Source organism: Bacteroides sp. GM023 (genome assembly GCF_014750685.1).
Taxonomy (GTDB): Bacteria; Bacteroidota; Bacteroidia; order Bacteroidales; family Bacteroidaceae; genus Bacteroides.
The window spans coordinates 496,543-521,169 of record NZ_JAAXGE010000009.1 but is presented as its reverse complement, the minus strand read 5'-3'; the positions used below and the strand labels follow the sequence as shown (position 1 = coordinate 521,169).

At 42.9% G+C, this 24,627-nt stretch carries 13 protein-coding genes and 1 pseudogene; 4 read left to right on the top strand and 10 right to left on the bottom strand.

Features of this window, described 5'->3' with window-relative positions:
* Nucleotides 1-225: 225 nt before the first annotated feature.
* Nucleotides 226-1,017: pseudogene (locus HC965_RS20220) on the top strand (AAA domain-containing protein); the annotation flags it as partial.
* Between the two features lie 41 nt (nt 1,018-1,058).
* Here HC965_RS20220 and HC965_RS20215 read toward each other — a convergent pair.
* From HC965_RS20215 to HC965_RS20190, 6 genes are all read right to left on the bottom strand, one after another.
* Nucleotides 1,059-1,943: a HEPN domain-containing protein gene (locus HC965_RS20215; RefSeq protein ID WP_191033147.1), complete on the bottom strand. Its 885-nt coding sequence runs from the start codon at nt 1,941-1,943 to the stop codon at nt 1,059-1,061.
* An 87-nt stretch (nt 1,944-2,030) separates the two neighbouring features.
* A complete protein-coding gene (locus tag HC965_RS20210; RefSeq protein ID WP_191033146.1) occupies nt 2,031-3,785 on the bottom strand; it encodes an SWIM zinc finger domain-containing protein in 1,755 nt (584 codons plus the stop codon).
* 9 nt (nt 3,786-3,794) lie between these two features.
* The gene (locus HC965_RS20205; protein WP_191033145.1) at nt 3,795-4,655 is read right to left on the bottom strand and encodes a hypothetical protein; all 861 of its coding nucleotides are present in this window, start codon (nt 4,653-4,655) and stop codon (nt 3,795-3,797) included.
* On the bottom strand, nt 4,652-8,320 hold the full coding sequence (locus HC965_RS20200) for an ATP-binding protein (protein ID WP_191033144.1): 3,669 nt from the start codon (nt 8,318-8,320) through the stop codon (nt 4,652-4,654). Before HC965_RS20200 ends, HC965_RS20205 begins: the two co-directional genes overlap by 4 nt.
* Nucleotides 8,304-8,855, bottom strand: a complete 552-nt coding sequence (locus HC965_RS20195; protein WP_191033143.1) for a hypothetical protein — start codon at nt 8,853-8,855, stop codon at nt 8,304-8,306. Before HC965_RS20195 ends, HC965_RS20200 begins: the two co-directional genes overlap by 17 nt.
* Before the next feature lie 29 nt (nt 8,856-8,884).
* Nucleotides 8,885-10,081, bottom strand: coding sequence for a hypothetical protein (locus tag HC965_RS20190; protein WP_191033142.1), 1,197 nt, complete (start codon nt 10,079-10,081; stop codon nt 8,885-8,887).
* A gap of 782 nt (nt 10,082-10,863) precedes the next feature.
* Here HC965_RS20190 and HC965_RS20185 point away from each other — a divergent pair.
* Both HC965_RS20185 and HC965_RS20180 read left to right on the top strand, forming a co-directional pair.
* Entirely contained in the window at nt 10,864-14,190 is a 3,327-nt protein-coding gene (locus HC965_RS20185; RefSeq protein WP_191033141.1) for a TonB-dependent receptor, read from the top strand.
* Between the two features lie 19 nt (nt 14,191-14,209).
* Complete coding sequence (locus tag HC965_RS20180; protein WP_191033140.1) at nt 14,210-15,781, top strand: RagB/SusD family nutrient uptake outer membrane protein; 1,572 nt, start codon at nt 14,210-14,212, stop codon at nt 15,779-15,781.
* Between the two features lie 194 nt (nt 15,782-15,975).
* On the opposite strand, the gene HC965_RS20175 is transcribed toward HC965_RS20180, so the two are convergent.
* The 4 genes from HC965_RS20175 to HC965_RS20160 form a co-directional block, all read right to left on the bottom strand.
* A complete protein-coding gene (locus tag HC965_RS20175; RefSeq protein ID WP_191033139.1) occupies nt 15,976-17,622 on the bottom strand; it encodes an efflux RND transporter periplasmic adaptor subunit in 1,647 nt (548 codons plus the stop codon).
* Complete coding sequence (locus HC965_RS20170) at nt 17,619-19,181, bottom strand: TolC family protein (protein ID WP_223854955.1); 1,563 nt, start codon at nt 19,179-19,181, stop codon at nt 17,619-17,621. Before HC965_RS20170 ends, HC965_RS20175 begins: the two co-directional genes overlap by 4 nt.
* Nucleotides 19,162-22,911: an efflux RND transporter permease subunit gene (locus tag HC965_RS20165; RefSeq protein WP_191033138.1), complete on the bottom strand. Its 3,750-nt coding sequence runs from the start codon at nt 22,909-22,911 to the stop codon at nt 19,162-19,164. The genes HC965_RS20170 and HC965_RS20165 overlap by 20 nt, the downstream gene beginning before the upstream one ends.
* A gap of 144 nt (nt 22,912-23,055) precedes the next feature.
* Entirely contained in the window at nt 23,056-23,445 is a 390-nt protein-coding gene (locus HC965_RS20160) for a hypothetical protein (protein WP_191033137.1), read from the bottom strand.
* 266 nt (nt 23,446-23,711) lie between these two features.
* Between HC965_RS20160 and bla the strand changes: the two genes are divergently transcribed.
* A complete protein-coding gene (bla, locus tag HC965_RS20155) occupies nt 23,712-24,602 on the top strand; it encodes a class A beta-lactamase, subclass A2 (protein WP_191033136.1) in 891 nt (296 codons plus the stop codon).
* Nucleotides 24,603-24,627: the final 25 nt, after the last annotated feature.

Sequence of the window (24,627 nt, the reverse complement as noted above, 5' to 3'; positions counted from 1 at the left end):
GCAAAGATAGTGATTTCATTGGCAAAACATAAATCTTTTATGATGTTCGATAATCTCAAACAGAATCCCACTCTATTTTACAGTAATAAAAAGCACAATAAAGTAGTTTGCTGTTTTTTTACTTCAGCTCTTTGATATTTTGAAAAATACTCTTACTTTTATGTCCTAAATAATCAATAAACAATAAAGACATCAGCACGACTTATAACATCTGCACACAAGCCTATGATAGATACTTCCGAAAATCTGATTATAATAAAAGGACAAATCAAGACTGCCGAGATAGAGAGTTGTCAAAACGATAGTGGCAACTATAAGATACTATTCCGTAATTCTTCAAGTGCTTATACTTACAAAGAAGAAAATGTTCTTTGGTTAACCTCTCCCGAGAAGCCTGATCCCAATGATTATCAAATAGTCAGTAAAGGAAGAACTTTATCAAACATTGAAGCCCTATACGTTTTTTATGCCGGAAAACACAGCTATTGGCACATTCGTTTTCAGAACGGCAAAGAGTATGATTATAAAGGAGAAGATTTGCAAATTACCCAATCATGTCTGAAAGAACCTTGTTCGAGAAGCATATTCGAATATTTGAAGAAAGTTGCCGATGTGAACGGATTAAAAGCTGATGACGGAACGAAGCTATTGGCTAAACAATATGAAAAAATTCATTTCATTGCAGACAACAGAGCTATTGCTGTATACTTAAATCCTCAAAAATATAAATTACAGTCCTGGAGTACATCAACCTTGATTTTTCCTTTCGGTTGTAATGCAAGCCAGCAAAAAGCTGTTCAAGCAGCTTTTGAGAATCAAATCAGCATCGTACAAGGTCCTCCGGGAACCGGAAAGACACAAACAATCTTGAATATTATTGCCAATATCCTTGTACGTGGCAAAACTGTTCAAGTGGTATCTAATAATAACTCTGCCATTGTTAATGTACTTGAGAAGCTATCCAAATACGATATGGGATTCATGGTCGCATTACTTGGTAGCACTGCCAACGCTGAGTTCAAGTTATAAATGCGAACGACTTATTTCACTTGGAACAATTATTCCGTCATCGTATCATATTCCGCGATTTTCTCTTTGCATAAACGTTCAGTAATATCTCTCAGAATATCTACACGAGAAATAAGATATTCCAGTTGTTCTTGTGAGATACTGAAATCATTATTATAACGAGCCTCAATGTATGAACGACATAATAAATCAAAACAGACTTTCTCAGCATCCGTATTTTGAGGAAAGACTGCCACCAATTCCATCGAAAAACGTTTTACCATTCCCCGAAGGTCTTGAATTCTGTGATTCTTAGGACGATAGTTTGTAAAAACCATCAAGATACAATTATAAAGTTTCTCACAGACTTGATGAAGCAAAAAGGCGGCTTCTTTATTTTGTCCTTTGGACAAACATATTTTCACTAAGTCAAAAAAATTACACGCATAAGGATACAACCCATCAAATTTTTTTTGCGCAATATCCCGAATCTCCTTAAAGCTCAACTTTCGTGGTTTAGCCAATTCACATTTACCACTATTGTAAAGCATGATACCTTCCTTTACTATATCCGTAAAGAAATACTGGCTGACTTCCAAGTTACGGTTTACCGTACTAATATGTTCTACAATAAATTGTGGGAAAGCATGACGGCGGTCTGCAAACAAGTCATGATACTTATTCGTGATACGATGTAGTTTTTCTTCCACATGTTTAGTCGGTCCAGTTGTAACGACAAGAATATCATAATCACTCTGATAGGAAGTATGAACACCAAATTCTATATTACTGTCCCATAAAACATAGTTTCCCCTTGCATAACTTCCGAACAGAATAACCATCTGACAATTCCCGATGCTTTTACACACTAAATCCAGCAAGACAGTCAGTTCTTCCTGTGTACGTTTGGGTAAACGTTTTATAGACTTTTTCATAATCATTCTTATTTATAACCTTACAAAGGTACGAACTTTGCCATCCCTAAACAACAGAGATAGAAAAAAACTTATAATAAAGTCTTTTCAAAATTTCCCCAACACTTCCATCATTGCCGGACGGCGTTTATATTTTATCCGAAATTCCGCTACAATGTTTTTCACCGCAGTCTGTCCTCCCTTAAGTTTATGTATGCACGGTAATACTTGTGCGATAAATTCATAATTCTTCCGTCCCATATTCCGCTCGGCATAGTCATTCAACGAAGAAGTATACATAGCAATCAGCTGTTCCGAATGAGTATCCTTCAAATAATGAGCATACCGCATCAATGCCTCCAGTCGATCATATCTAGTAGATGACAACAAGGTGAACAAATGCTCATAGTCCTTTTCTTTCACATAGATATCAGCCTCATCACTTCCACCGAAAGAAAAATAGTTACTAAATTCAGTTTCTTTCATCATCGTATCCAAATAACTCTTCCATTGTTCTTTCGGAATCAGAGTTTTAAGTTTACCGTAATATGTCAGTTTATCTCTACCTGTCACAAACAATAGACGACATGTATCAATTACTTCAGAAGTCCGATTGGTCATCTCGTAAATCCTCAATTTTATTTCCAACCATTTATTAACAGTACTGGAATATATATCTTCTTTCGCAATATCTATACCTTCATTCAGTAAACGAATAGCTTCATCATATTGGCAATAGACAATCAGTTTCTCAACCTCCATCTCCCGTATTTCAGGCAGATAAAGATATTGACGAATCGTATCATTCGCTTTTTGCTCTTCATTCTGCCCCAATAATAAATTGACTTTGCGAAGAACTAACTGATATAAATCATAAGTGTCCTTTCTTGTTTCAAGAAGTCCATCAATCAATTCCAGAGCTTTTTCTGTCGATTGAATAGAAAGATTGATTTGCATCATTAGTTCGTCTATATCATAAATTCCGTAGTTACGATAAATTGATATTTCAGCAATCTGACGTAATTCCTCTAGAATATCCGTCTTTTGTTTCTGAGTTGTTTTAGGATGTCCAACCACTTTCACAAGTAAGTCTCCTGCGTGCTCGCAATAAAGGGAAGTGCCAAAGTCATCATCATCGTCAGCATATAGTAATTCATCCTCATAATTCTCACCGATAGAACGAAGTGTTTGAAGAACTATGGCAATCGCATTATCTATATCTCCCAAGCTCAAGAAGAAGTCTGCTTTCTTCAGAAAAACATCCACTCGATTGAAAATAGTTTCCCAATCACGGTTGTAATCATCATAACGATTATGATAACGGGACTTTTTACCACCACCAGAGCTATTAAAAGTTTTCTGAATCTCCGTTCTATAATCTTTTCCCTTTGATGTCGAAGACGATTCCTCGGATATAAAACGATTCAAAAGCACCATCTTAAATTCCGGATTCGTCGAGGCATACTCACTAATAAATGTAGAAAGTTCCTGCGGATTAACGAATGACAACAATTGCTTGATGTCCACATCAGGCTGTACTGCCTCCTCTTCCTTTGTTACTATTCTCATTTTTGAAAATGCACTACGACTCACCCGTTTATTATTATCACGGATTGCCAAAAGTACTGCCACGACATGCTTACAAATTCCTCCATCATACGGACAATCACAGTACCAGGATTCTACATCCTTTCCGTTCATTGATATTTCTACATTATAATCGTCCGTTCCCTCTACGGTTGCAGCCCATTCACCGGGTGAAGTTTCTTCCAGTTCGGAAACGGCATCCGTATCATAATATTCTTCCCCACGCATCAATATCTTATAGGGGACAAAGTTCTCAAAATTATCCAGTGTAATCATATGACTAATTTATTCCTGTATATATCCTTCCTGTTCATACGCTTTCCCATACTTATGAATCATTGCCACCAATGGCTTTAAACGCTCATCAGAAACCAACATGGCCCTATAACGCAAATACTGATTATCATAAAGCTGCCGGTTTCCAGTTTTGAGACGCTTCTCCACATCCGCAGGAATGAAAAATTCCGCACGATTGCCCAATTTTACATAGAATTCATTTAAAAAGATAGAAATGCCAGCCAAATCTATGTCTCCGAAATGAATATAACGATTGGGGACCATCTTTAGCCAGTCACACAAATCCTTCGATTGCGGATAACGGGATACGAAAAGAACTTTCATTCCTTTAAATAAGTACTCTTGGGCACGGATATGCTGAAAATTCTCTCCATTCTCTATACCTACCACTACGACATCTTCAGGTATATGGAAATCTTCGTAATCCTGCATGAAGATAGAAGTGCCTGGCAAAGGAGAAAGCACGAATGGTTCACCATGAAGAATTGCGTCTATAGGTGTATAACAATTAAGAAGAAAACCTTTGAATGTACGGGTATATCTCAGTTTAGAGTCTCCTGCTTTTGCCACCTGCGCCGAACGTGACACTTCATCCGGCCAACTCTTCATCTCAATCCAATCTTCCAGTTCCATGCCGGAAGTATAATTCTGAGCAAGATAAATGCGGCATCCTTCCGGGTCAATCATACGAAAGCTGCGCATACTTCCCCGGGAGACAATCGTAATGATTCCCTCACCCATCAATGTATTTGCTATCAATCCATCAAACTTTGAGTAAGGAATGAGATTACCATCCAGCATTTTCAGCACCTGCCGTGCCATTGCTAAAGTAAATAAACTACCACTCATTTTTCTTTCTGATTATAGGTTAACAATGGAACAACTCGTGTATTTGACCGCCCGTCCTTACTTAACAAATAAGTATAACGATAGTCTTCCACATTATAAGTAGTGGGAGAACTGTTTACCAACAAGATATTCCGGCAATTGGCAAAATCCAGAATACCTTTCACATTATTGGGATGCAATTTGCCTATTTCATCCATCATGCAATGGATTTTAAAGTCACCGAACTTACGTGACGCCTTTTCCTTGAACACATTAATCAGCATGATATTGACCATTGCTTTCACCAGAATGTCCGTACCGTCAGAACCTACATTGGCAATCTTCTCCACCCATCCTGTGTCATTATCATTCTCTTTCACACGGAACTCCAGTTTGAATGTATCGGCAAGTGCCAACCGTCTGCGTCCCGGCTCGTCAAGCAAATATTTCATAAACGACAGCAAATGTCGGACAGCCGTCGCATTGACATCTTCACGGGAATCCTGCGAAAACAGGTCAACCTTTCCCATATTATATTGGTTCTCATCACTAAACCGTTTAATCTCCAGCAATAGCTGCATCAGTTTATCGCTACTCTGAAGCGGGCGAAGAGCTATTTCTTTTATTACTCCGGCAAAATTCCGCTTGACAAAATCGTCATTGATATCCTTTATCGTTCTGTGTATCTCGCTTTCATTACGGGTCAGTCCTCCCACTTCCTGCGAAATACGGCGGATTATATCCGTATACCGTTCACTGATATGTTTCTGATAATCGGAGATTTTATCATTATCCACAAACTCGCACAGATTGGAAGCGAAATCATAGTAATCCTGTTCCCCAATCAGTTCCGTACGGAAATGGAAGGTGTTTTTCGACGAGAAGTTTCCATTGAACTGCGTCACTGCTTTCTTGAAATCGTCCGTTTTCCTGATGGTAGATATGATAAGCGACTTCAACTCATCCACAATGACGTCGCAACTTTTCCGGGTAGGCTTCTCTCCTATTTCTATCACGGAAGGCGGACAGAAAGTTTCATCTTTCCGAAACATATCTACTTTATTCAACCCGTCTTCTAATGAGTCTAGTTCTTTACGAATCCGGTCAAGATGGTCATCCGCACCTTTTTTCTGCACCTGCAACTTCTTCTTTTTCAGATCAAAACGTTCATCCAATGCAGACAGCTTTGCATCCAGCTCTTTCTTCCGGCTTCGCGTAGCAGGTTCTTTATCAAACAGTTCAGCCTTATCTCTTTCATAATAAAGAACTAGCGGGCGGGATTTACTTATAGATTCCAATTCTTTATTTATTTCGGCAAGCCGGTCATCATACTTGCGGATAGTGACCGTATCAGCACCCTTTCCACTCAATTCACTCTCCTGCGCCTGTTTCAATTCTTTTTCCCGCTCCGCAGTTTGTTGTTTCATCCGGTCTATCTCATGCTGGACACCGGCAATAAACTCTTCCAGTTCTTTCTTGAGTTCAATCCTGCTGTCATTATAAACTTTCCGGCAGGCTTTCAACAGTTTTTCCCGTTCATCCAAATACTTCTTCTTCTCTCCTTCCGCCACATAGAGACGGTGTCCGATTTCATTCAGTTGTGACTGCAATTCTTCGGTACATTCTCTTTTCCATTCCTCTTCCTTTGTCTTCCATGAGGCGTAATCAGCCCGCAAATTCTTCAATTTTGCAGGAATCTGCATTCGCTCGGCTTCCATCAGATGTTGTTCTTCCAAAATACCATGTATTTGCTTCGAATACTTCTTTTCTAAAGAAGAAACTGTTTCCTCCTCTTCTTCCGTCAGTCGGGTGAGACGGTCGGTACAAAGTTGCCGGGTTGCTTGTTGCCTGTCACGTTCCTGCTTCATTTCTTCGGGAGTGCGGACAGAACGTTCGATAGCTGTCAGATTGAGTGAAACACCGAACAAAGTAGACTCCTTATTCACTAATTGGGGTTGCAGTTCATTGTTGTACAACACCAGTTCCTCATCCGCCACCTTGCCTATCGTCTCCTGCCAATCCGGCTTGTTCTTCTCCAGCCACTCGCACAACGAACCTTTTCGTTTCTCAATAAGAGCATCCAATGTCTGCAACTGTTCTTCAATCGCGCTCCGCTCTTTGCGAACAGCCTCCATCTTTGTCTGAAATTCCCATTTCAATTCTTTCACTTTCCATTCACATTCCTGTCTCAACTGCTTTATATCTCCTTGTTGCTGACGGATGTTAAGTTCCAGTTCCTTGTCCTTTTTGCGTAGTTCGTTGATGCCGTCTTCACAATCGGACATTTCCTTTTGATGGGGATGTTCGTATTTCACCTTTTGAAGTTTCAGGTTACACTGTGCCTGTTCGTCACGCAACTGCCGGATACGATTATCCACCGTCTGTACTTTCTCTTCTTGTGTCGTCCTTACTTTCTCCTCTTCCACACGAAGTTGTTGCATCAATTCCTCCTGTTTACCGGCAATCTCCGCATTCCGGACATTTATCCGGGCCCGCTGACTATTCTCAAAAGTACGGAAATCGGCTTCCAGCTTTTCAGATAACAATCGGTACTTACTTAATACGTCCTCATATGCCCTTGTCAGTTCCGATTTCATATTCCGAACTTGTTCCAGTTCCTGAACCAGTAATTCTTCACAAGACACCCGTTTGATGATTTCTTCTATTTGCATCTGCTCGTAATGCAGACGTTGCTCACGTATCTTTTTGAGCATGTCGTTTATTACCCCTATATCCACAATCAAGCCATCACGTTCTTTGGTGTACTTTTGTTGCAACTCACCCATAAGCCGCAGCAACCGTTCACGTTCTGTCTCCGCTTTAGCCAGTTCCTCCTTCACCAATGGAATCTCATGCAAAGCCCGTTTCTCCGCAAAGTTAAGTTCCGCACGCCCTTCGCCAATCTGCTTTTGTGTATAAATCAAATCACGATAGGCGTTCATTACTTTCTCCGCCATCTTCCGGACAGCTATTTCTCCATTCTTGTTCTTTGTAAACCAAAGCATCACATCCCTGTATTCCTGCTCAAATTCCTTAATCTGGCTACGATAGAAGTCCAAATCGACAGAGATATCCTCATCACTCATCGAACGGATAATGGTATCTTTTATAAAATCAGCATCCAGTTTGGAATTTAAAAAGACATTCTGTATTGTCCGCGGAATATTCTGATATTTCGCACTTTCTACAATGGCAAACTTGCGGTAAGGTATCATTTCATGCTTACGGTTATTACCGAAAATGATGTCCCGATACATTTCATAGCTAGTCACTTGTGCAGTATAGTGAGTCTTCGAACCTAAGCGTTCGCGGATGCGTCCCCACTCGGAGTGTACCACATTGTGTTCGTCAATGAACCAGTCCTGTTGAAATGGCGCATCAATAAAACGGAAAAATACCCGTCCCTGGGATTTGGCAGCCACCACACAGTAAGCGGCATTCTCCCGCATCACTTCATAGACAATGTAAGAATTGGCATATGGAAAATAAAAAGCATCGAAACTCTTCTTCTCTTTCGGAATGCCCAGTCTTAACTTGTCAGCATTATAAAAGAAGAGTAAGGCACGGAGCAGTGTACTCTTACCGACGCCTTGCGTACCTATAAAATGCACGTTCCCATCCAATTTCACTTCCGCATATGGAATATGGGCACTATTCAGAAAAATAATCTTATTCAGGTATCTCATCTTGCACCTCCTCTGAAATTGTGATACAATCAACCAAGTCTTCCATATAATGGAAAGACGACAGTACTTTATATGTTCCGTCGAGTTCGTTCTCTTTCTCTATCAGTCCTATGTTCTCCAGTTCTTTCAGCAGTTTGCCGACTACTTCATCATATTTCTTCTTATCCGAAAACAGTTTGGTTGCCTTTTCCTTCAGTTCGATATCACATCCTATCTGAATCTCAATATCAGCGGCACGGAACAAGAATCCCGGTCCGAATGCCGAATGATAGGTTTTCAGGAAACTCAGGTAATCAATCCACTTCTGAATGGCTTCCAGTTTACGTTCTAAATCGACTTTTGATTCCTTGCGGGTAAAGTAGTAATAACCGTCACCGCCTTCCAGATAGAAACCGATACCTTTGTAGTAATCATAATAATCGGGCAAATCTTCCTCAATGGCGTCATACAAGCGTTTCACTTGGGTAGAGACACTATTAGAAGATATGAATCCCCCTTTGCTAAGTATATTAAATATCTCTTCAGTGTATTTCATGGTCATCTGTTTTTAGTATCCAGCATACATCATTTGGCATATATTAAAGGGTATTCCACTTCGTCGGATATTTCATAAGTATCTGTAAAACGAAGTTCGTCGGCATACTGTGATGCCAGTTGGCAGAAAAAGATTAATTTTTCTCCGCGTGTCACTTCTTTCCGGTAGCGATAGTTCATCACAAAAGAAAATAGATGGGTGCTGGATGCCATAAATGAGTTATGCACTTCTTGTAGATTCACAGTGTCTATCATTTGTGACTGGTCATCCAGATATCCTTCCGGAATAGCATCCGCCAGTTGTTTCATTCCTTTCGGAGAATTTTTCTGCCGCGCAACAAGTTTCTTCAAGATTTGAAATGCCTCATCGGAAGTCCGTAGATTATCAATGGAAAGTTTAATGCGATAGCCAACCTGTGACTCCATCCAAACAGGGCTCTTTTGAGCGGCAACAGAACGGATGCTTGTATGTTCTTCCAACAAGAACTGGTCTTTCAGGTACTTCAGTTTCTTTACTTTTTCAAGGATACGGTTCTGATAATCTATCAGGTTCAGATAATGGATGATTTGCTTTTGAATTTCAATCAGGTTGTGGTATGAATCATTCAACTGGAGCTTTACGTCACTCACTACATTCCGCATTTGAACATCCATTGCTACCCGGAAGAAAGTGGGCTGCCCATAATCTATTAATTCTTCACTTTTACGAATCAACAGGGCAATATTGTTCCGTTTCTCATCAAGCCGGACGAGTTTGGTTTTCTTTATCTTGTAATTAGGCTCGTTCTTATAGGTATTATCCATATTCCGCTTCAAGTCCATCACATTACGGACAGTAGTCAGAGCTATATTTTTCAGGCAGCGTTTCACTTCCCGCTGGTAGTTGTACTTGCGTTGTTCGTTATTTTCCTTCAAGTAATAATCAATGTTTTCATTCAGTCGTGTCAGGTAATCCTGCACGAAAGAGACATTGATTTCCTCATTCACTTCGAGCACATCTTCAAAAAACTTCAGATAGATGTCTTCCATTTCAAGGAAATCGCCGGTATCCCGGATCACTCCATAGTCTATCAAATAGCGGATGCGTTCTTCTTTGTACTCGGTCATTTCAAGCGCATAATCATAACGGAACGAAAGAGACTTCCGCTTGGAAAACATTTCTTTCAGGAGTTCTTTCTCCCGGTCGAGACTTTTGACCAGTTCTTCTATGGAACGAAAAGTGCTCATATTAGTTTTGTCTTTTAATAACGATTACTTCTTCAATAGATCTCTATTACTAAGAACTTTGCAAAACAACAAAGTATCACAAAAATAATACAAATGGAACAACAAACCTAATTTCACTGTTAAGACTTTTATTATTTATGCGAATCAATAGTTGGGATGACAGATGTTTGAACAAAAAAAAATCATTAGAGTAGTTATATCTTTTGTGGTACCCACTTCTACAACGTCCCTATCAACAGCTATTTAGGCAGCAATATCTGTTACCATATCGATGATTGGTTTTATCTGTACTACCCTTCACTTATTATATTGAGTTAATGGAAGATTTGATAGGAGTAGCTGCTTCTTCGCAAGTGATATATTTCAAATAAATGTATAGTGATTTATATAGAATGGATGAGTCCAATAAGAACTTAGTTTATTATTTCTTTTATATTCATTTCGTTTCATAGGTTATAGACCGTAGATATTTATAGTTCTTATTCTAAATCGTTGCAAATATACGTACATTATTTAGTAACACCAAAATATTTAATAAAAATATTTTCTATATACCTGATACATATACAAAAATACGATTTATATAAGAGATGTACAAGAAAGCATCCTGCATCTCCGGTCGGGTAGCAAAAGAGTCAGGTTTTAAATTCATATTTCGGTGCTTTCAAAACTTCAAGTCCTGATTCACTCTGACAATCCATGGTATTACAAAGGCATTAGTTCTTATTGAACTTATGCGAATATTTAATTAACCCTTATTTATTAACTAAAAAGTAATACTAATGAAGAAAAACATCCTTTTGCTGATGTTGTGCTTATTCAGCTCTATAGGAGTTGTGGCACAAACAAAATCAATTAGCGGGTTGGTGACGGATGCCACTGGTGAGCCGATCATTGGTGCGAGTGTAATTGAGGTAGGTACTACAAATGGTACTATTACCGATGTTGATGGTAAATTTACATTAAACATGAATCCGAATGGGAAAATCAAAGTTTCGTACGTCGGATATCAGATGCAGACCATCGAACTCAAGGGAAAAACTTCGGTTCGAGTTCAATTGAAAGAGGATTCGGAGATGCTGGATGAAGTCGTAGTGACAGGTTATGGCGGAAAGCAGTTGCGTACCAAAGTAACCAACTCCATTTCCAAAGTAAAGGAAGAGACATTGAAACAAGGACTATACAGCAATCCGGGACAAGCATTGTCAGGAGCAGTTGCGGGTTTGTCCGTGAGCCAGACTTCCGGTAATCCGGGTAGTACGCCGACTTTGGTGCTTCGTGGTGGTACGAACTTTGACGGTTCGGGTTCTCCGCTTATCTTGATTGACGGGCAAGTCCGTTCCTCGTTAAGCGACATCAATCCGGATGATATAGAGTCGATGGAAGTACTGAAAGATGCCGGAGCTACCGCTATATATGGCGCGCGTGCCAACGACGGTGTAATTCTTGTCACAACCAAACGCGGAAAAAGTGGAAGAGCGGAAGTGAACCTGAAAGCAAAGTTCGGATTGAACTATTTCAAAAACTCTTATAACTTTCTGAATGCCGGAGATTATATTTACTGGATGCGTACGGGCTACATGAATGCTTATGTCAGTGATATGACACATCCTGACGGAACAGCCGTGAAAGGATGGTCTTCTCTTAGCGGACTGACGAGCGCAACTCCGTATGGTACAGGCAACGCCTATTTTGCCAGTGACGGAGTTACTCCACTGGACGGTAATAAAACGTCTTCTGCCATCTGGAGCACGATGAAGTACGCCGATAACCTGGCATTTTTACTCGACCAGGGCTGGCAGACTATGATCGATCCCGTATATGGGGATAAACTGATCTATAAGAATACTGATATTGCAGACTTTAACGTTCAAACTCCCGCCTTCTCTCAAGATTACAATTTGAGTGTCAGCGGTGGAAACGAAAAAGGAAATTACTACGCCGGATTAGGATACAACAAAAGTGACGGTACGGCTTATGGCAACTGGTACAAGCGTATCACCTTCACATTCAATGCCGATTACAAGCTGAAAGAATGGCTGACCTCCAATTCAAGTTTCAGCTTTGCAGACGCTACATGGAATGGGTTGCCTGCCACCCAAACTGCCGAAGCCAATTACTTTTCGCGTTGTCTATCATTACCCCCAACTTTTCGTGGTTACAATGCGGACGGAGAAATGTTGCTCGGTCCTAACTCCGGCGATGGTAATCAACAATACAATTTTGACAAATTCGTCAGAGATCAGAACACAGATAAGTTTACGATGAACCAAGCGTTCACTATTAACTTTATGAAAGGACTTTCTCTGAAGTTAGGTGCTATCTGGTATTATCAGGAAGAGAAAACCGAATCTTTCAACAAAGACTATTTGAGTTCTCCGGGTAATACGGTTACTTCACGCAGCTCTGCTGCAAGCTATGACCGCACACTGGATCAGACCTATAACGCCGTATTGAACTACAATTACCAAATAAACAAAGATAATTATCTGGATGCGATGGTCGGATTCGAATATTACGATTCTTATAACAAAGGATTCAACGCATCCGGTTCGGGTGCACCGACCGATGATTTCATGGATTTACAATACACTTCGAAGGATGAGAACAAGCGTTCTATTGACTCCTGGCATTCACGTCAGCGTATCATGTCATTCTTCGGTCGTGTGAACTATGATTATCAATCAAAATATCTTCTCTCACTGGTACTTAGAAAAGACGGCTACTCGAAACTTGCCAAAGAAAACCGCTGGGGAGTATTCCCAGGTGTATCTGCCGGATGGGTTTTCAGCAAGGAGAAATTTATGGCAAACACAACCGATATACTTTCATTTGGTAAATTACGCGCCAGTTTTGGTTTGAATGGTAACGTGAACAAGAACTTCGTAGGTAACTATACCGTTCAAGGTTCATATGGTAGCAATACGTATAATGGCGTAACAGGTTTCCTCTTGGGCAGTATCCCCAACCCTTACCTGATGTGGGAAAAGTCCAGAACTTTCGAAGTGGGACTCGACCTCGGTTTCCTCGAGAATCGCATCAATGCAAACCTGACTTATTACAATCGTCTGACCAGTGACAAATATGCCAATATCACTGTGCCGTCAACTTCAGGAGTAAGCTCCGTTGTTTCCAATAACGGTAAGTTTCAAAATCAAGGCTTCGAATTCGAACTGGCTTTCCGCGTCATCGACCGCAAAGACTGGAAATGGAATCTGAACTGGAACGGTGCGCTGAACAAGAATAAGGTAGTGGCATTACCTGACAATGGCTTGGAACGGAATCGCCAAAGTGCCTATCAGGTTTATTCGGGTAACGGAAACGATAAAATGTGGGTAAGCGGCTATCAGGAAGGGCAGCGTCCGGGTGATTTGTATATGTTTATTGCCGAAGGTATCTACAAATCCCAAGATGAAATACCTGCCGGACTGGTTGACATCACTTCCGGTAATAACGGTTCTACGGGTCGTCCTTTGTATGGCGGAGCGGAAGGTTACAACAAACTATCAGACAGTCAGAAAGCAAATGCACTGCCTATCCAGCCGGGTGATGTGAAATGGAAAGATGTTAACGGAGACGGAGTCATTGATGATTACGACATGGTGAAAGTCGGAAATACTATTCCGAAGTGGACAGGTGGTATCAACACAACTGTAAGCTGGAAAGACCTGACATTATCTGCTCGTTTCGACTATGCCCTAGGATTTAAGGCGGTAGATTGGAAAACAATGTGGATTATGGCATGTGCACAAGGTACTTACAATACAATTCAGGAGACAAAGAACACCTGGACTCCTGATAATCCGAATGCCAAATATCCTACTTATGTCTGGGCCGACCAGTTGGGTAAAAGAAATTATTGCCGCAGTTCTTCCATGTTTGTGTATAATGGTAATTACCTGTCACTCCGCGAATTATCTCTATCATACCGACTGCCATCCATATGGGTACAGAAAGCCAGACTGAGTAATGTGGAATTGTCCGTGACAGGACAGAATTTAGGTTATCTGACAGAAGCCAAGCATCTGTTCTCTCCCGAAAAGGCGGACAACAATGGTGGATATCCATTGCCCCGTACTGTGATTTTTGGTATAAACGTTTCTTTCTAAATACATTAAAAGACAGATTATGAAAAAAATAATATACATCGTTTCCCTGTTCGTAACATCCGTACTCTATACATCGTGCGATGCTTTGGATCTGGCTCCCGAGGATTACTTCGGAAGTGGAAACTACTGGAATAATGAAGCGCAAGTGGACGGCTATATGACCGGACTACATTCGCAGTTGAGAAATAGTTATGATATGTTCTATGTACTGGGAGAAGTACGCGGTGGTACACAGCGTGTAGGAACTTCATCCGAGAATACTAGTCTGAATTATGCCAATCTACGTTCGAATGTTATAGATCAGGATAGGCCGGGCATCAGCAACTGGTATGGTCTTTATTCGCCAATCATGCAGGTCAATCACTTTATTCAGAAAGTGGAGAATGAGTGTGCTTTTCTGGATGATACAAACAGAAAACAATATCTGGCTCAGGCATATGGTATAAGGGCGTTGTATTACTTTATGTTATACAAGACGTATGGAGGTGTCCCCATCGTGACCGAAGTGGAATTGCTGAACGGTAAAGTGACGGCAGACAAGTTTTACGTAGAACGTTCGACACCGGGAGCTACACTCGAATTTATAAAAGGAGACATTCAGAAATCAGAGAGTAATTATGCGGATGTGACAATAGAGAATAATTACGATAAGACGATGTGGTCTAAAGCAGCGACTTTAATGCTGAAAGCAGAAATATATATGTGGGCTGCCAAAGTCAGCATTACCGGACAAACAGCCACCGGAACAGAAGATTTGAAAGTTGCCCGTACTGCATTGAATCAGATTATAGGTAAATTTGAATTATTATCCAGTTTCGAAAGTGTTTTCAGCACTTCTAACCGTAACAACAAGGAAGTTATTTTCACCTTGCACTTTGCGGACGGCGAAGCGACTAACTGGGGCAGTCAGTTCCTGTATCAAGATGCCGTATTTATCGGACAGGTTTATGGACGCGATGGCAACCGGATAGAAACCGACACATTGAATCTAAAAGGAACGGGTGGTGTATTCCGCCATGAATACACACATGATTTCTGGTCGACCTATGATGCCGAAGATACTCGCCGTGACGCTACTTTCCTTGAATATTATACACAGGAAGATTTGAATGCGACAAGTTTCGGGTGTGTGCTGAAGAAATGCATAGGTTCTATTAATTCGAATAATAATCGGATTTATGATACGGATGTGATTGTTTATCGTTATGCGGATGCCCTGCTGATGATGGCTGAAGTTGCAAACGGATTAGATGAATCATGCAGTACTTATATCAATGACGTACGCAAACGTGCTTATGGGGATGACTATCCCGGTCATGAATACAGCGACGGAAGTTTTGAAGCTAATGAATTGGCTATTTTACATGAGCGTGACAAAGAATTTGTGTGGGAAGGCAAACGATGGTTTGACGTTGTACGTATGCAGGATGTGTCTCATAAATCATTGGTATTCTCAGCTTCCGCCAACTATCCAACCACTAAAGCCTTGATTGACACGAAGGAAGAACACAAATTATTGTGGCCGCTGGATGTCAGTACGATGAATATCAATCCGCTGTTGGAACAAACTCCGGGATATGTACAGAAATAGGTATTAAGATTGTAGTTTTTTACAGTTAGCAACATTGAGTCCACTTTAAAAGGTTTATAGCAACTTCAAGAAAGAAGTAACTTTTTAAGGTGGACTCATTTTTATGAAAAGAACATACCTTATATGTATATCCTATATTCGATATTCTACATACAAGGTATATTAATAATGGTATTTAGAAATCCGTTTAATCGTTAGTTTCTATACTTACAGCAACCCGGCAATTGGTTATATACAGAATCAGCCGCTTTGTATTTGTCCGTATCATGCCCTGCATTGGCTATTGCTTTCCGTATGGCATCTTCCGATGTCTTGCCGGAATCAAAATTCAGGTGAACCATTTGCTTCTCTTTATCCCAATGGGCGGTCTGGACACCGTTGACACTCAAAGCTGCTTTCTCAATGCGGTCTTTGCACATATCACACGAGCCTTTCACGGTAAACATGGCATGCTGGACGGTGGGTTCCGCTGTATGATGTTCTTCCATATTCATGCCGGGCATATGATGTCCCGAGTGTCCGGTCATGGGTTGGGCAGTTGCTTCGCCGTTATTCATCATGGAGGGGTTTCCTTCCAGTTGGGCGCTGGCATCAATAGAGAAAACTCCGTTCGTTACTACTTCTTCACCGTCCGAAAGGCCGTTCATTACTACATAGGCACCACCGAGAGAAGGACCCAGTTCGACTTCACGCATCAGGAAAGAAGGTACAGAAGTATCAGGTTGGCGCACATAGACGATGGAACGTTTTCCTGTCCATAATACTGCGGTTTGCGGGATGACAATCAAATCCTTATATCCTTTCAGGGGAGCGTTCACTTCGGCGGTAGCATACATTTCCGGTTTCATTTCCTGTTTTGGGTTCGTAACATCCACACGGACACGTGCCGTGCGGGTGGTCGGATTGATGATAGGGTCGATAAAGGAAATCTTTCCCGCAAACTTTCTTCCCGGAAAGGCAGGAAGGGTAAATTCGACTTTATCCCCTTTGCTTAAAAAAGGCAAGTCAACTTCAAAGGCGTCGAATATAGCCCAGACCTGGGATAGATTGGCTATATCGAACAAGACTGCGCCCTGGGATACATAATCACCCCGGTTTACCCGTTTGGCCATGACAATGCCACTTGTGTTCGCCTTTATTTCTACTGTGGGCGAGGCTTTGCCGGATTGCTGGACGGCATCAATTTGCGCGTCAGTCATGTTCCAAAGTCTTAGTTTCTCACGGGCAGCCTGTATCAATGGCGGTTGCTGCATGCTGATAGCTTGCAGCAGTTCTTGTTGGGCAGTGAATAGTTCGGGGGAATAGATAGTAGCCAAACTCTGTCCGGCACGTACCTCTTCACCTGTAAATTCAATTTCCAGTTTTTCGATTCGGCCGCCCACATAGGCTGTCTGTGATTGCAGGCTGCGTTCATCGGGGGCGATTTTACCGTACAGGCGGACTTTCTTTACAGGATTTTTACGGCTCACACGGGAAGTCTGCACATCAGCCAAAGCCATAGCCTCATCAGAAAGCTGGATGGCGGAAGGGTCTGCTTCAGCGCTACTGCCCGAAGAGGATTTCTTCAGAGGTATCAAGTCCATAGAGCAGATCGGGCATTTCCCCGGTTTGTCCATTCGTATCTGCGGATGCATGGAGCAAGTCCATATACCGCTTTCGTCCTGTACTAAGTCATGGCTGTGCCCGCCACCATCTGCGTGATTGTGGGATTCGTGTCCTTCGGTCACGGCAACGGGGGTGGACGGGTGGCTGAATACTAACCAGCCAATAAAGAAACCTCCTACGGCAATAAGCGTGTAGAGTACTTGTTTCTTGCGAAGTATATCATATATCTTTTTCATTTGTCATCAAGAGTTATAGAGGTGGATATTAATTTTTCTATGGCGGCGACACTTGTGTTGTAGGCAGCCACAGCTTCACTTTTCTTCAGCTTGTAGTCGAGCATCTGACGCTCTACCTGTATGACGTCGGTCAAGGATTGGCGTCCGGCTGAAAATTCACGGACAATCAGTCGCCAGGTGGAAAGAGATAAATCGTATTGGCGGGAATACAATTCCAGTTTTCGTGCCGCATCTTCCAGTTGTTGACGGGTGCTGATATACTCGGTGTGCAGTTGGTTTTGTACGTTGTCACGTTTCAGTTCGCTGGCACGCCAGTAGTTTTCGCTCTCCCTTTGCTGGGCGTTATACTTACGGCGAAATAATGGCAGGCTGATTTTTACCATAGGCATCACCATATCTTTGCCGTTCATATCCGCCATTCCGATGGGATGATCCATTTTGTTTATCAGTGAATATTGCAAGCCGATGCCAATCATTGGGTAACTCATCCTTCTGTCCATCTTTGCTTTTGCCCGATAGGCGTCCGCTTCGGCGTCAATCATCGTAAGCATGGGGTTGCGGGTAAAGATGCTGTCCATCAGTTGTTGTTCGTCTAAATGGAAGGCGAGTTGTTGCAATGAGTCGGGAACGGCTACGGGAGTTCCTGACGGGCGGTTGAGCAGGGAATTGAATTGCGCTTCCGCCACCAGGAGAAGAGAACCAAGGTTCTTCAGGTTATCTTCAAGTTCGGCACGTTCCATTTGAATACGCAGTACGTCCGACATTCCTCCCGATGCTACGGACATAGAGCCGGCTCCCATTCCTGACATTCCACTGGCGGAGGATGATGGGGAGGTGGCGGATGGAGAACTGGTAGCCGCAGCAGATGCGGAACTGCCCATGCCGTCCATGCCACTCATTGCAGTTCCCGAAGACGGTTGTGCGGGCTGGCTGTTTCCGAATGCGGAAGATGCAGGAGCCGGAGATTGTGTTCCTTGTGCCGAGGGGGCGGAAAAACGGTTCAAAGCCAGTTGTTCCAGTTGTTTAAGCAGGGCGATATTGTTTTCTGTGGTTTTATACTGCTCGCTCAGGTTGGCGAGTTGGTACCATTGGGCTTTCACTTCATACCAAAGGGTGTTACGGCTGTCACGGAATTTCTCGTACGCCATACGTGCCATTTCGGATGCTTCGCTACGAGCAGCTTTGCGGGTGCCGAACCAGGGGAACATCTGCATCAGCGTGAAATCTGCGACTTGCTTTCCCATAAGGGTTTCCATCGGTTTGAAGAGAAAACCGATTTCCAGTTCGGGGTCGGGAAAAGCACCTGCCTGCGGTATCTTCTCCAAGGACGCCTTATAGAGCATAAAGTCGGAGTTGATTTGCGGGTTGTTACGGGCGGCCTGTTCCAGATAATGGTTAAGGCTGTCCGGCTGCTGAGGTAGTTGCTGCGGCTGCTGCGGTAGTTGTTGCGATTGCTGCTGTTGCGATTGTTGCTGTTGAGCAAAGGTGACTGTGCTTGTCAGGCAAACCGTGGCTAACAATATGAGTTGTTTTATCTGATTAGTTTTCATTGTTTTCATCCTCCATCATTTTAGTTTCTTTCTTTTCCGCTCTCCTCTCCGCTCCTTCACGCCACCAGCATTGCAGTACGGGGACGACGAACATGGTCATGGATTGTATCAACATTCCCCCGAATGTGGGAATAGCCATCGGAACCATAATATCCGCTCCTTTTCCCGAGGATGTCAGTACGGGGAGTAAAGCAATCAGTGTAGTCGCAGTAGTCATGGCCGCCGGACGCACACGTTTCAATCCGGCTTCTACGACGGCTTCACGAATGTCGTGTTTAGTACGCGGGCGGCGTTCCTTAAAGACTTGATGAATGTAAGTTCCCATCAGTACGCCGTCGTCCGTGGCGACTCCGAACAGGGCGATAAAACCAACCCATACCGCTACACTCAAATTAATGGGGTGCATTTGGAAAAGGTCGCGCATATTCTCGCCTGCGATACTGAAATTCATAAACCAGGGTTGTCCGTACAGCCATAAGAGGATAAATCCTCCGGCAAAAGCAACAAACACTCCCGAAAAATGAATCAATGAGGCGGTCACTGTTTTGAACTGGAAGTAAAGAACCAGTAATACGATAAGGAGTGCCAGTGGAACGACAATCAGCAGGCGATCTGTGGCACGTTGCTGCTGTTCGTAATTGCCCGCAAATTTATAGGATACACCTTTCGGAAGTACGAGTTCGCCATTTTTTACTTTTACTTCGAGAAAGGCTCCGGCTTCTTTTACAACATCTACTTCGGCCTTGCCGGATAGCTTGTCGAAGATGACATAGCCGACCAGGAAGGTATTTTCGCTTTGTATCATCTGCGCTCCGCGTGAGTATTCTATATCAGCCAGTTCTTTCAGCGGGACTTGAGCACCTGTCGCGGTGGGGACAAGCAGCATGGAGAGTGTTTCGGGATCATCTCTCAACTCACGTGCATAACGCAGACGAATCGGGAAACGTTCCCTACCTTCCACGGTGCGTGTGAGTGCCATCCCGCCTACTGCTGCGCTAAGGACTTCCTGCAGGTCGGCTACGGCAACGCCATAGCGTGCCATATTTTCACGATTCAACTTTATCTCCAGGTAAGGGGCGCCTACCGCACGGTCGTAAAAGACAGAAGAGGGAATCACGGACGGGATTTCTTTCAATACCTGTTCGAGCGCTTTTCCTCCCTGCTCGATAGATTCGAGGTCGGGACCATATACTTTCAGTCCCATCGGTGCCCTCATTCCGGTGGAGAGCATTACCAAACGCGCTTCTATCGGTTGCAGTTTAGGGGCGGAAGTAAGTCCCGGAAGGTGAGTGACGTTTACTATCTGTTGCCATATGTCATTGGCGTTCTTTATTTCAGGACGCCATTGGCGGAAGTAGTCACCACGAGAGTCGGTTATCAGACTGTCGGCGGGAATCAGGCGGAAGCCATCGGCCGGGTTATATACGTTTCCGCCTTTCAGGATAAATTCTCCTTTGCGGTTTACTTTGAAGCGTTCACGGTGTCCGTTCTCGTTCAGGATATATTCGGGACGGTAGTTGATGGTATTCTCGAACATTTGAACCGGGGCGGGATCGAGAGCGGAGTTGACACGCCCCCATTTGCCTATGGCGGTTTCTATTTCGGGGATGGCAGCCAAACGTTTATCCAGTTTCTCCACGTAGTCTAGGTTTTGTTCGATACCGGTATGGGGCATACTCGTCGGCATGAGCAGGAAGGAGCCTTCGTTCAGGCTGGGCATAAATTCTTCGCCTACTCCCCGCCAAATGAGAAAACCACAGATGACGGTCACTACCGGAATTGCCATAAACTTCCAACGGTTTGCCAGACACCAACGGAGAATACGCTCGTAGAAGATGACCAATAGCCAAAGCAGAGCCAATATAAGGGCTACGCAGCCGGCGACAAACAGGACATTAACAGGCAGTCCGCGTTGAGGACCCATAGGCAGCCATTCTTCGGAAAGATAAAAGACGGCGATAAACAGGGTGATACCGATATTAATGTAGTTGGTCAGCTCCGGGTTGTTCCAGCGAGAAGATAACAGGTTGTTAAGTCCTACGGCTGTCAGGCCGAGAGCCGGAATACTAGTATAGAGAATGGCTAGTGCGATGCCTGCCGCAACAAGGATATAGTTCAGAATCCGGCGAATCATTCGGGAGTTGATTCGTATCGAGAACAGGAAATAAGCCAGTGTCGGTAACAGAATCAGTCCCAGGATAAAGGCGGAAGCCAGTGCGTAAGTTTTGGTATAGGCCAGTGGCGAGAACATCTTCCCTTCCTGTGCTTGCATGGCAAATACGGGCAGGAAGCTGACAATGGTGGTTATCATCGCTGTGGCGATGGCACCGGACACTTCGCTGACTGCATTATAAATGAGTTGCACGAATGCTTTTCCACGGGTGACGCCTTTGTTCTCCGGAATTTCCATATAGCGGATGATGCTTTCTACAAAGACGACTCCCACGTCCACCATGACTCCGATAGCGATGGCGATGCCCGACAGGGCGACAATATTGGCTTCTATTCCTGTGTAGCGCATCAGAATAAAGGTGGCGAGGACGGCAATCGGCAACATACTCGCAATGACTACCGAAGCACGCAGGTTGAGAACCAGTACGATAATGACAATCACGCAGATGAGTATTTCATGGGAAAGACTCGTTTCAAGTGTCCCGATGGTTTCTTTGATTAGTCCTGTACGGTCGTAGAAAGGTACGACGGTTACTTTAGATACTGTTCCGTCTGCCAGGACTTTTTGGGGAAGTCCGGCATCCATTTCTTTGATTTTCTCTTTTACATTGCCTATCACTTCCAAGGGGTTGGAGCCGTAGCGGGCGATAACTACCCCTCCTACTGCTTCGACACCTTCTTTGTCCAGTCCGCCACGACGTGTGCCGGGGCCTATGTTGACAAACGCAATATCGGAAATACGTACCGGAATACCTTCGCGCACGGTAATGACGGTATTTTCTATATCGGCAATGTTCTTGATATATCCGAGTCCGCGAATCAGGTATTCTACTTTGTTGACTTCCATTGTTTCGGCGCCAATATCCAGGTTGCTCTTCTTCACAGCGTTCATCACGTCCATCACCGAGACGTTGAAGCGGTACATGGCGTCGGGGTTCAGTTCGATTTGGTATTCTTTTATAAACCCTCCGGCGGAAGCGACTTCGGATACACCTTCAGCAGAGGAAAGAGTATATTTCACGTAGAAGTCCTGGATGGTGCGGAGTTCTTCGGCATTCCATCCTCCTGTCGGTTTTCCGGTTGCGGGGTCGCGTCCTTCCAGGGTGTACCAGTAAATTTGTCCGAGCGCGGTGGCGTCAGGACCTAATGCAGGCTGGACACCTTCGGGCAAGGTTCCCGGTGGCAGGGAGTTCAGTTTTTCCAGGATACGTGAGCGGCTCCAGTAGAATTCGATGTTATCTTCGAATATGATATAGATGAAGGACATACCGAACATGGAAGAGCTACGGATAGTTTTTACCCCCGGGATTCCTAACAAAGAGGTTGTCAGGGGATAGGTTATCTGGTCTTGTATGTCTTTGGGCGAACGTCCCATCCATTCGGTCGCTACTATTTGCTGGTTGTCTCCAATTTCAGGGATGGCGTCTACCGGTATGGGATCTCGTGGAATAATGCCTCCGTGCCAGTTGAACGGAGCGGTGGAAATGCCCCATACTATCACCAACAGGAGCAATAGGATTGTTATTACCCTGTTCTCAAGGAAATAACGGATAATTTTATTTATCATTCTTATCTTATTTATGTGGTTTGCAATACATGAATAGCTTTCTTTTTGTTCGCTTTATTTTAAAACAAAAAGAACATAATTCTAGTTCTCAATAAGATACATTATTGAGTGAGAAATATGCAGAAAATAATAAGAATGAGTTCGCTAAATCAGCAGAAGGCAGTTTTGGATGAAAATCGGGACTTCATTTTTCCTGAAATCATCGGTAGGATAAAGTAAGGAAATCCATCCGGTTTCCGTATCAGGAATGATATAAGTTCCCCATAAATCCGGTAAAAGTTGGAGTACGAGGGGAGCAAAGTCTATTGCATGAGCATGTTCGACATTCTGGTCTACCGCCAACTTGATAAATTGAGTTTCCATCGAACAGCATTTGGAAGAGATTCCCTGCTTATGTCCGCATGAGGAACAAGTGGCGACTGTTCCGAGTTCCCAATCGGCCAATCCTCCCATACAATAATGGAAGCTCATCATAATGCCGGATGACACTACAATATAAAACAGGATTAATATGACCGACAGATACTTTTTCACTTGTTCTTTATTTTATCAAAATACTCAAAAAGGCAATAGCCTATTATTGACGGTACAAAGTTCAGGACTTTTCGGGATACTATTGTTGGCGATTTATCCTTTTGTATTGGCAATTATTCCTTTTTGAATCTTATTTCATTTTTGAAAAGTACAAGAATAAATTTGGGACTACAATTATCGAATAAGAATTTGTTCCTAAAATTAGTATTCATATCTTTGTGTCTCCCAATAGAAAAATAAAAACCTATTAAAAGAGAATATTAATTATGCGTTCATTCATTGTGTTTCTTTGTTTAATTCCCGTCCTGCTATTTTCTTGCCAGAGTGTTTCTCTTGAGACACAATTGAAAGAGGCGATCAAAGATAAGAAAGCTGAAATAGGGATTGCCGTCATCATAGATGGAAAAGATACGGTAACCGTTAATAATGATACTCATTATCCTTTGATGAGTGTTTTCAAGTTTCATCAGGCGTTGGCGCTGGCTGACTATATGGGGAAGCGCAATCAGTCATTGGATACTCTGTTGATGGTAGAGAAGTCGGATTTAAAGCCGGACACGTATAGTCCTCTACGGGATAAGTATCCGGAAGGGGGATTTGACATGAGTATTGCAGAGTTACTGAAGTACACCCTTCAGCAGAGTGATAACAATGCTTGTGATATTCTTTTTCATTATCAGGGCGGGCCGGATTCTGCGAATAAGTATATCCGGTCATTGGGGATTCAGGACTGTGAAATCACTCATACGGAAAATGATATGCATGAGGACTTAGACCTCTGTTACAGTAATTGGAGTACGCCGTTGGCTGCCGCAGAGTTATTGGAGATATTCCGTCGGGAGCCATTGTTTGCAAAGGAATATAAAGATTTTATCTATCAGACAATGGTAGAGTGTCAGACTGGACAGGATCGTTTGGTCGCTCCTTTGTTGGATAAGGGAGTGATAGTCGGACATAAAACGGGAACGGGAGACCGCAATGCCCAAGGACAGCAGATTGGCTGCAATGATATCGGCTTTGTTGTTTTGCCTGACGGACATACTTACAGTATAGCTGTCTTCGTGAAAGATTCCGAAGAGAGTTCTCCAGAAAACAGTAAGATTATTGCAGATATTTCACGTATCGTTTACGAATACGTGATGAAGACAGTAAAATAAAGAGTTATAACGATAAAGAATAAAA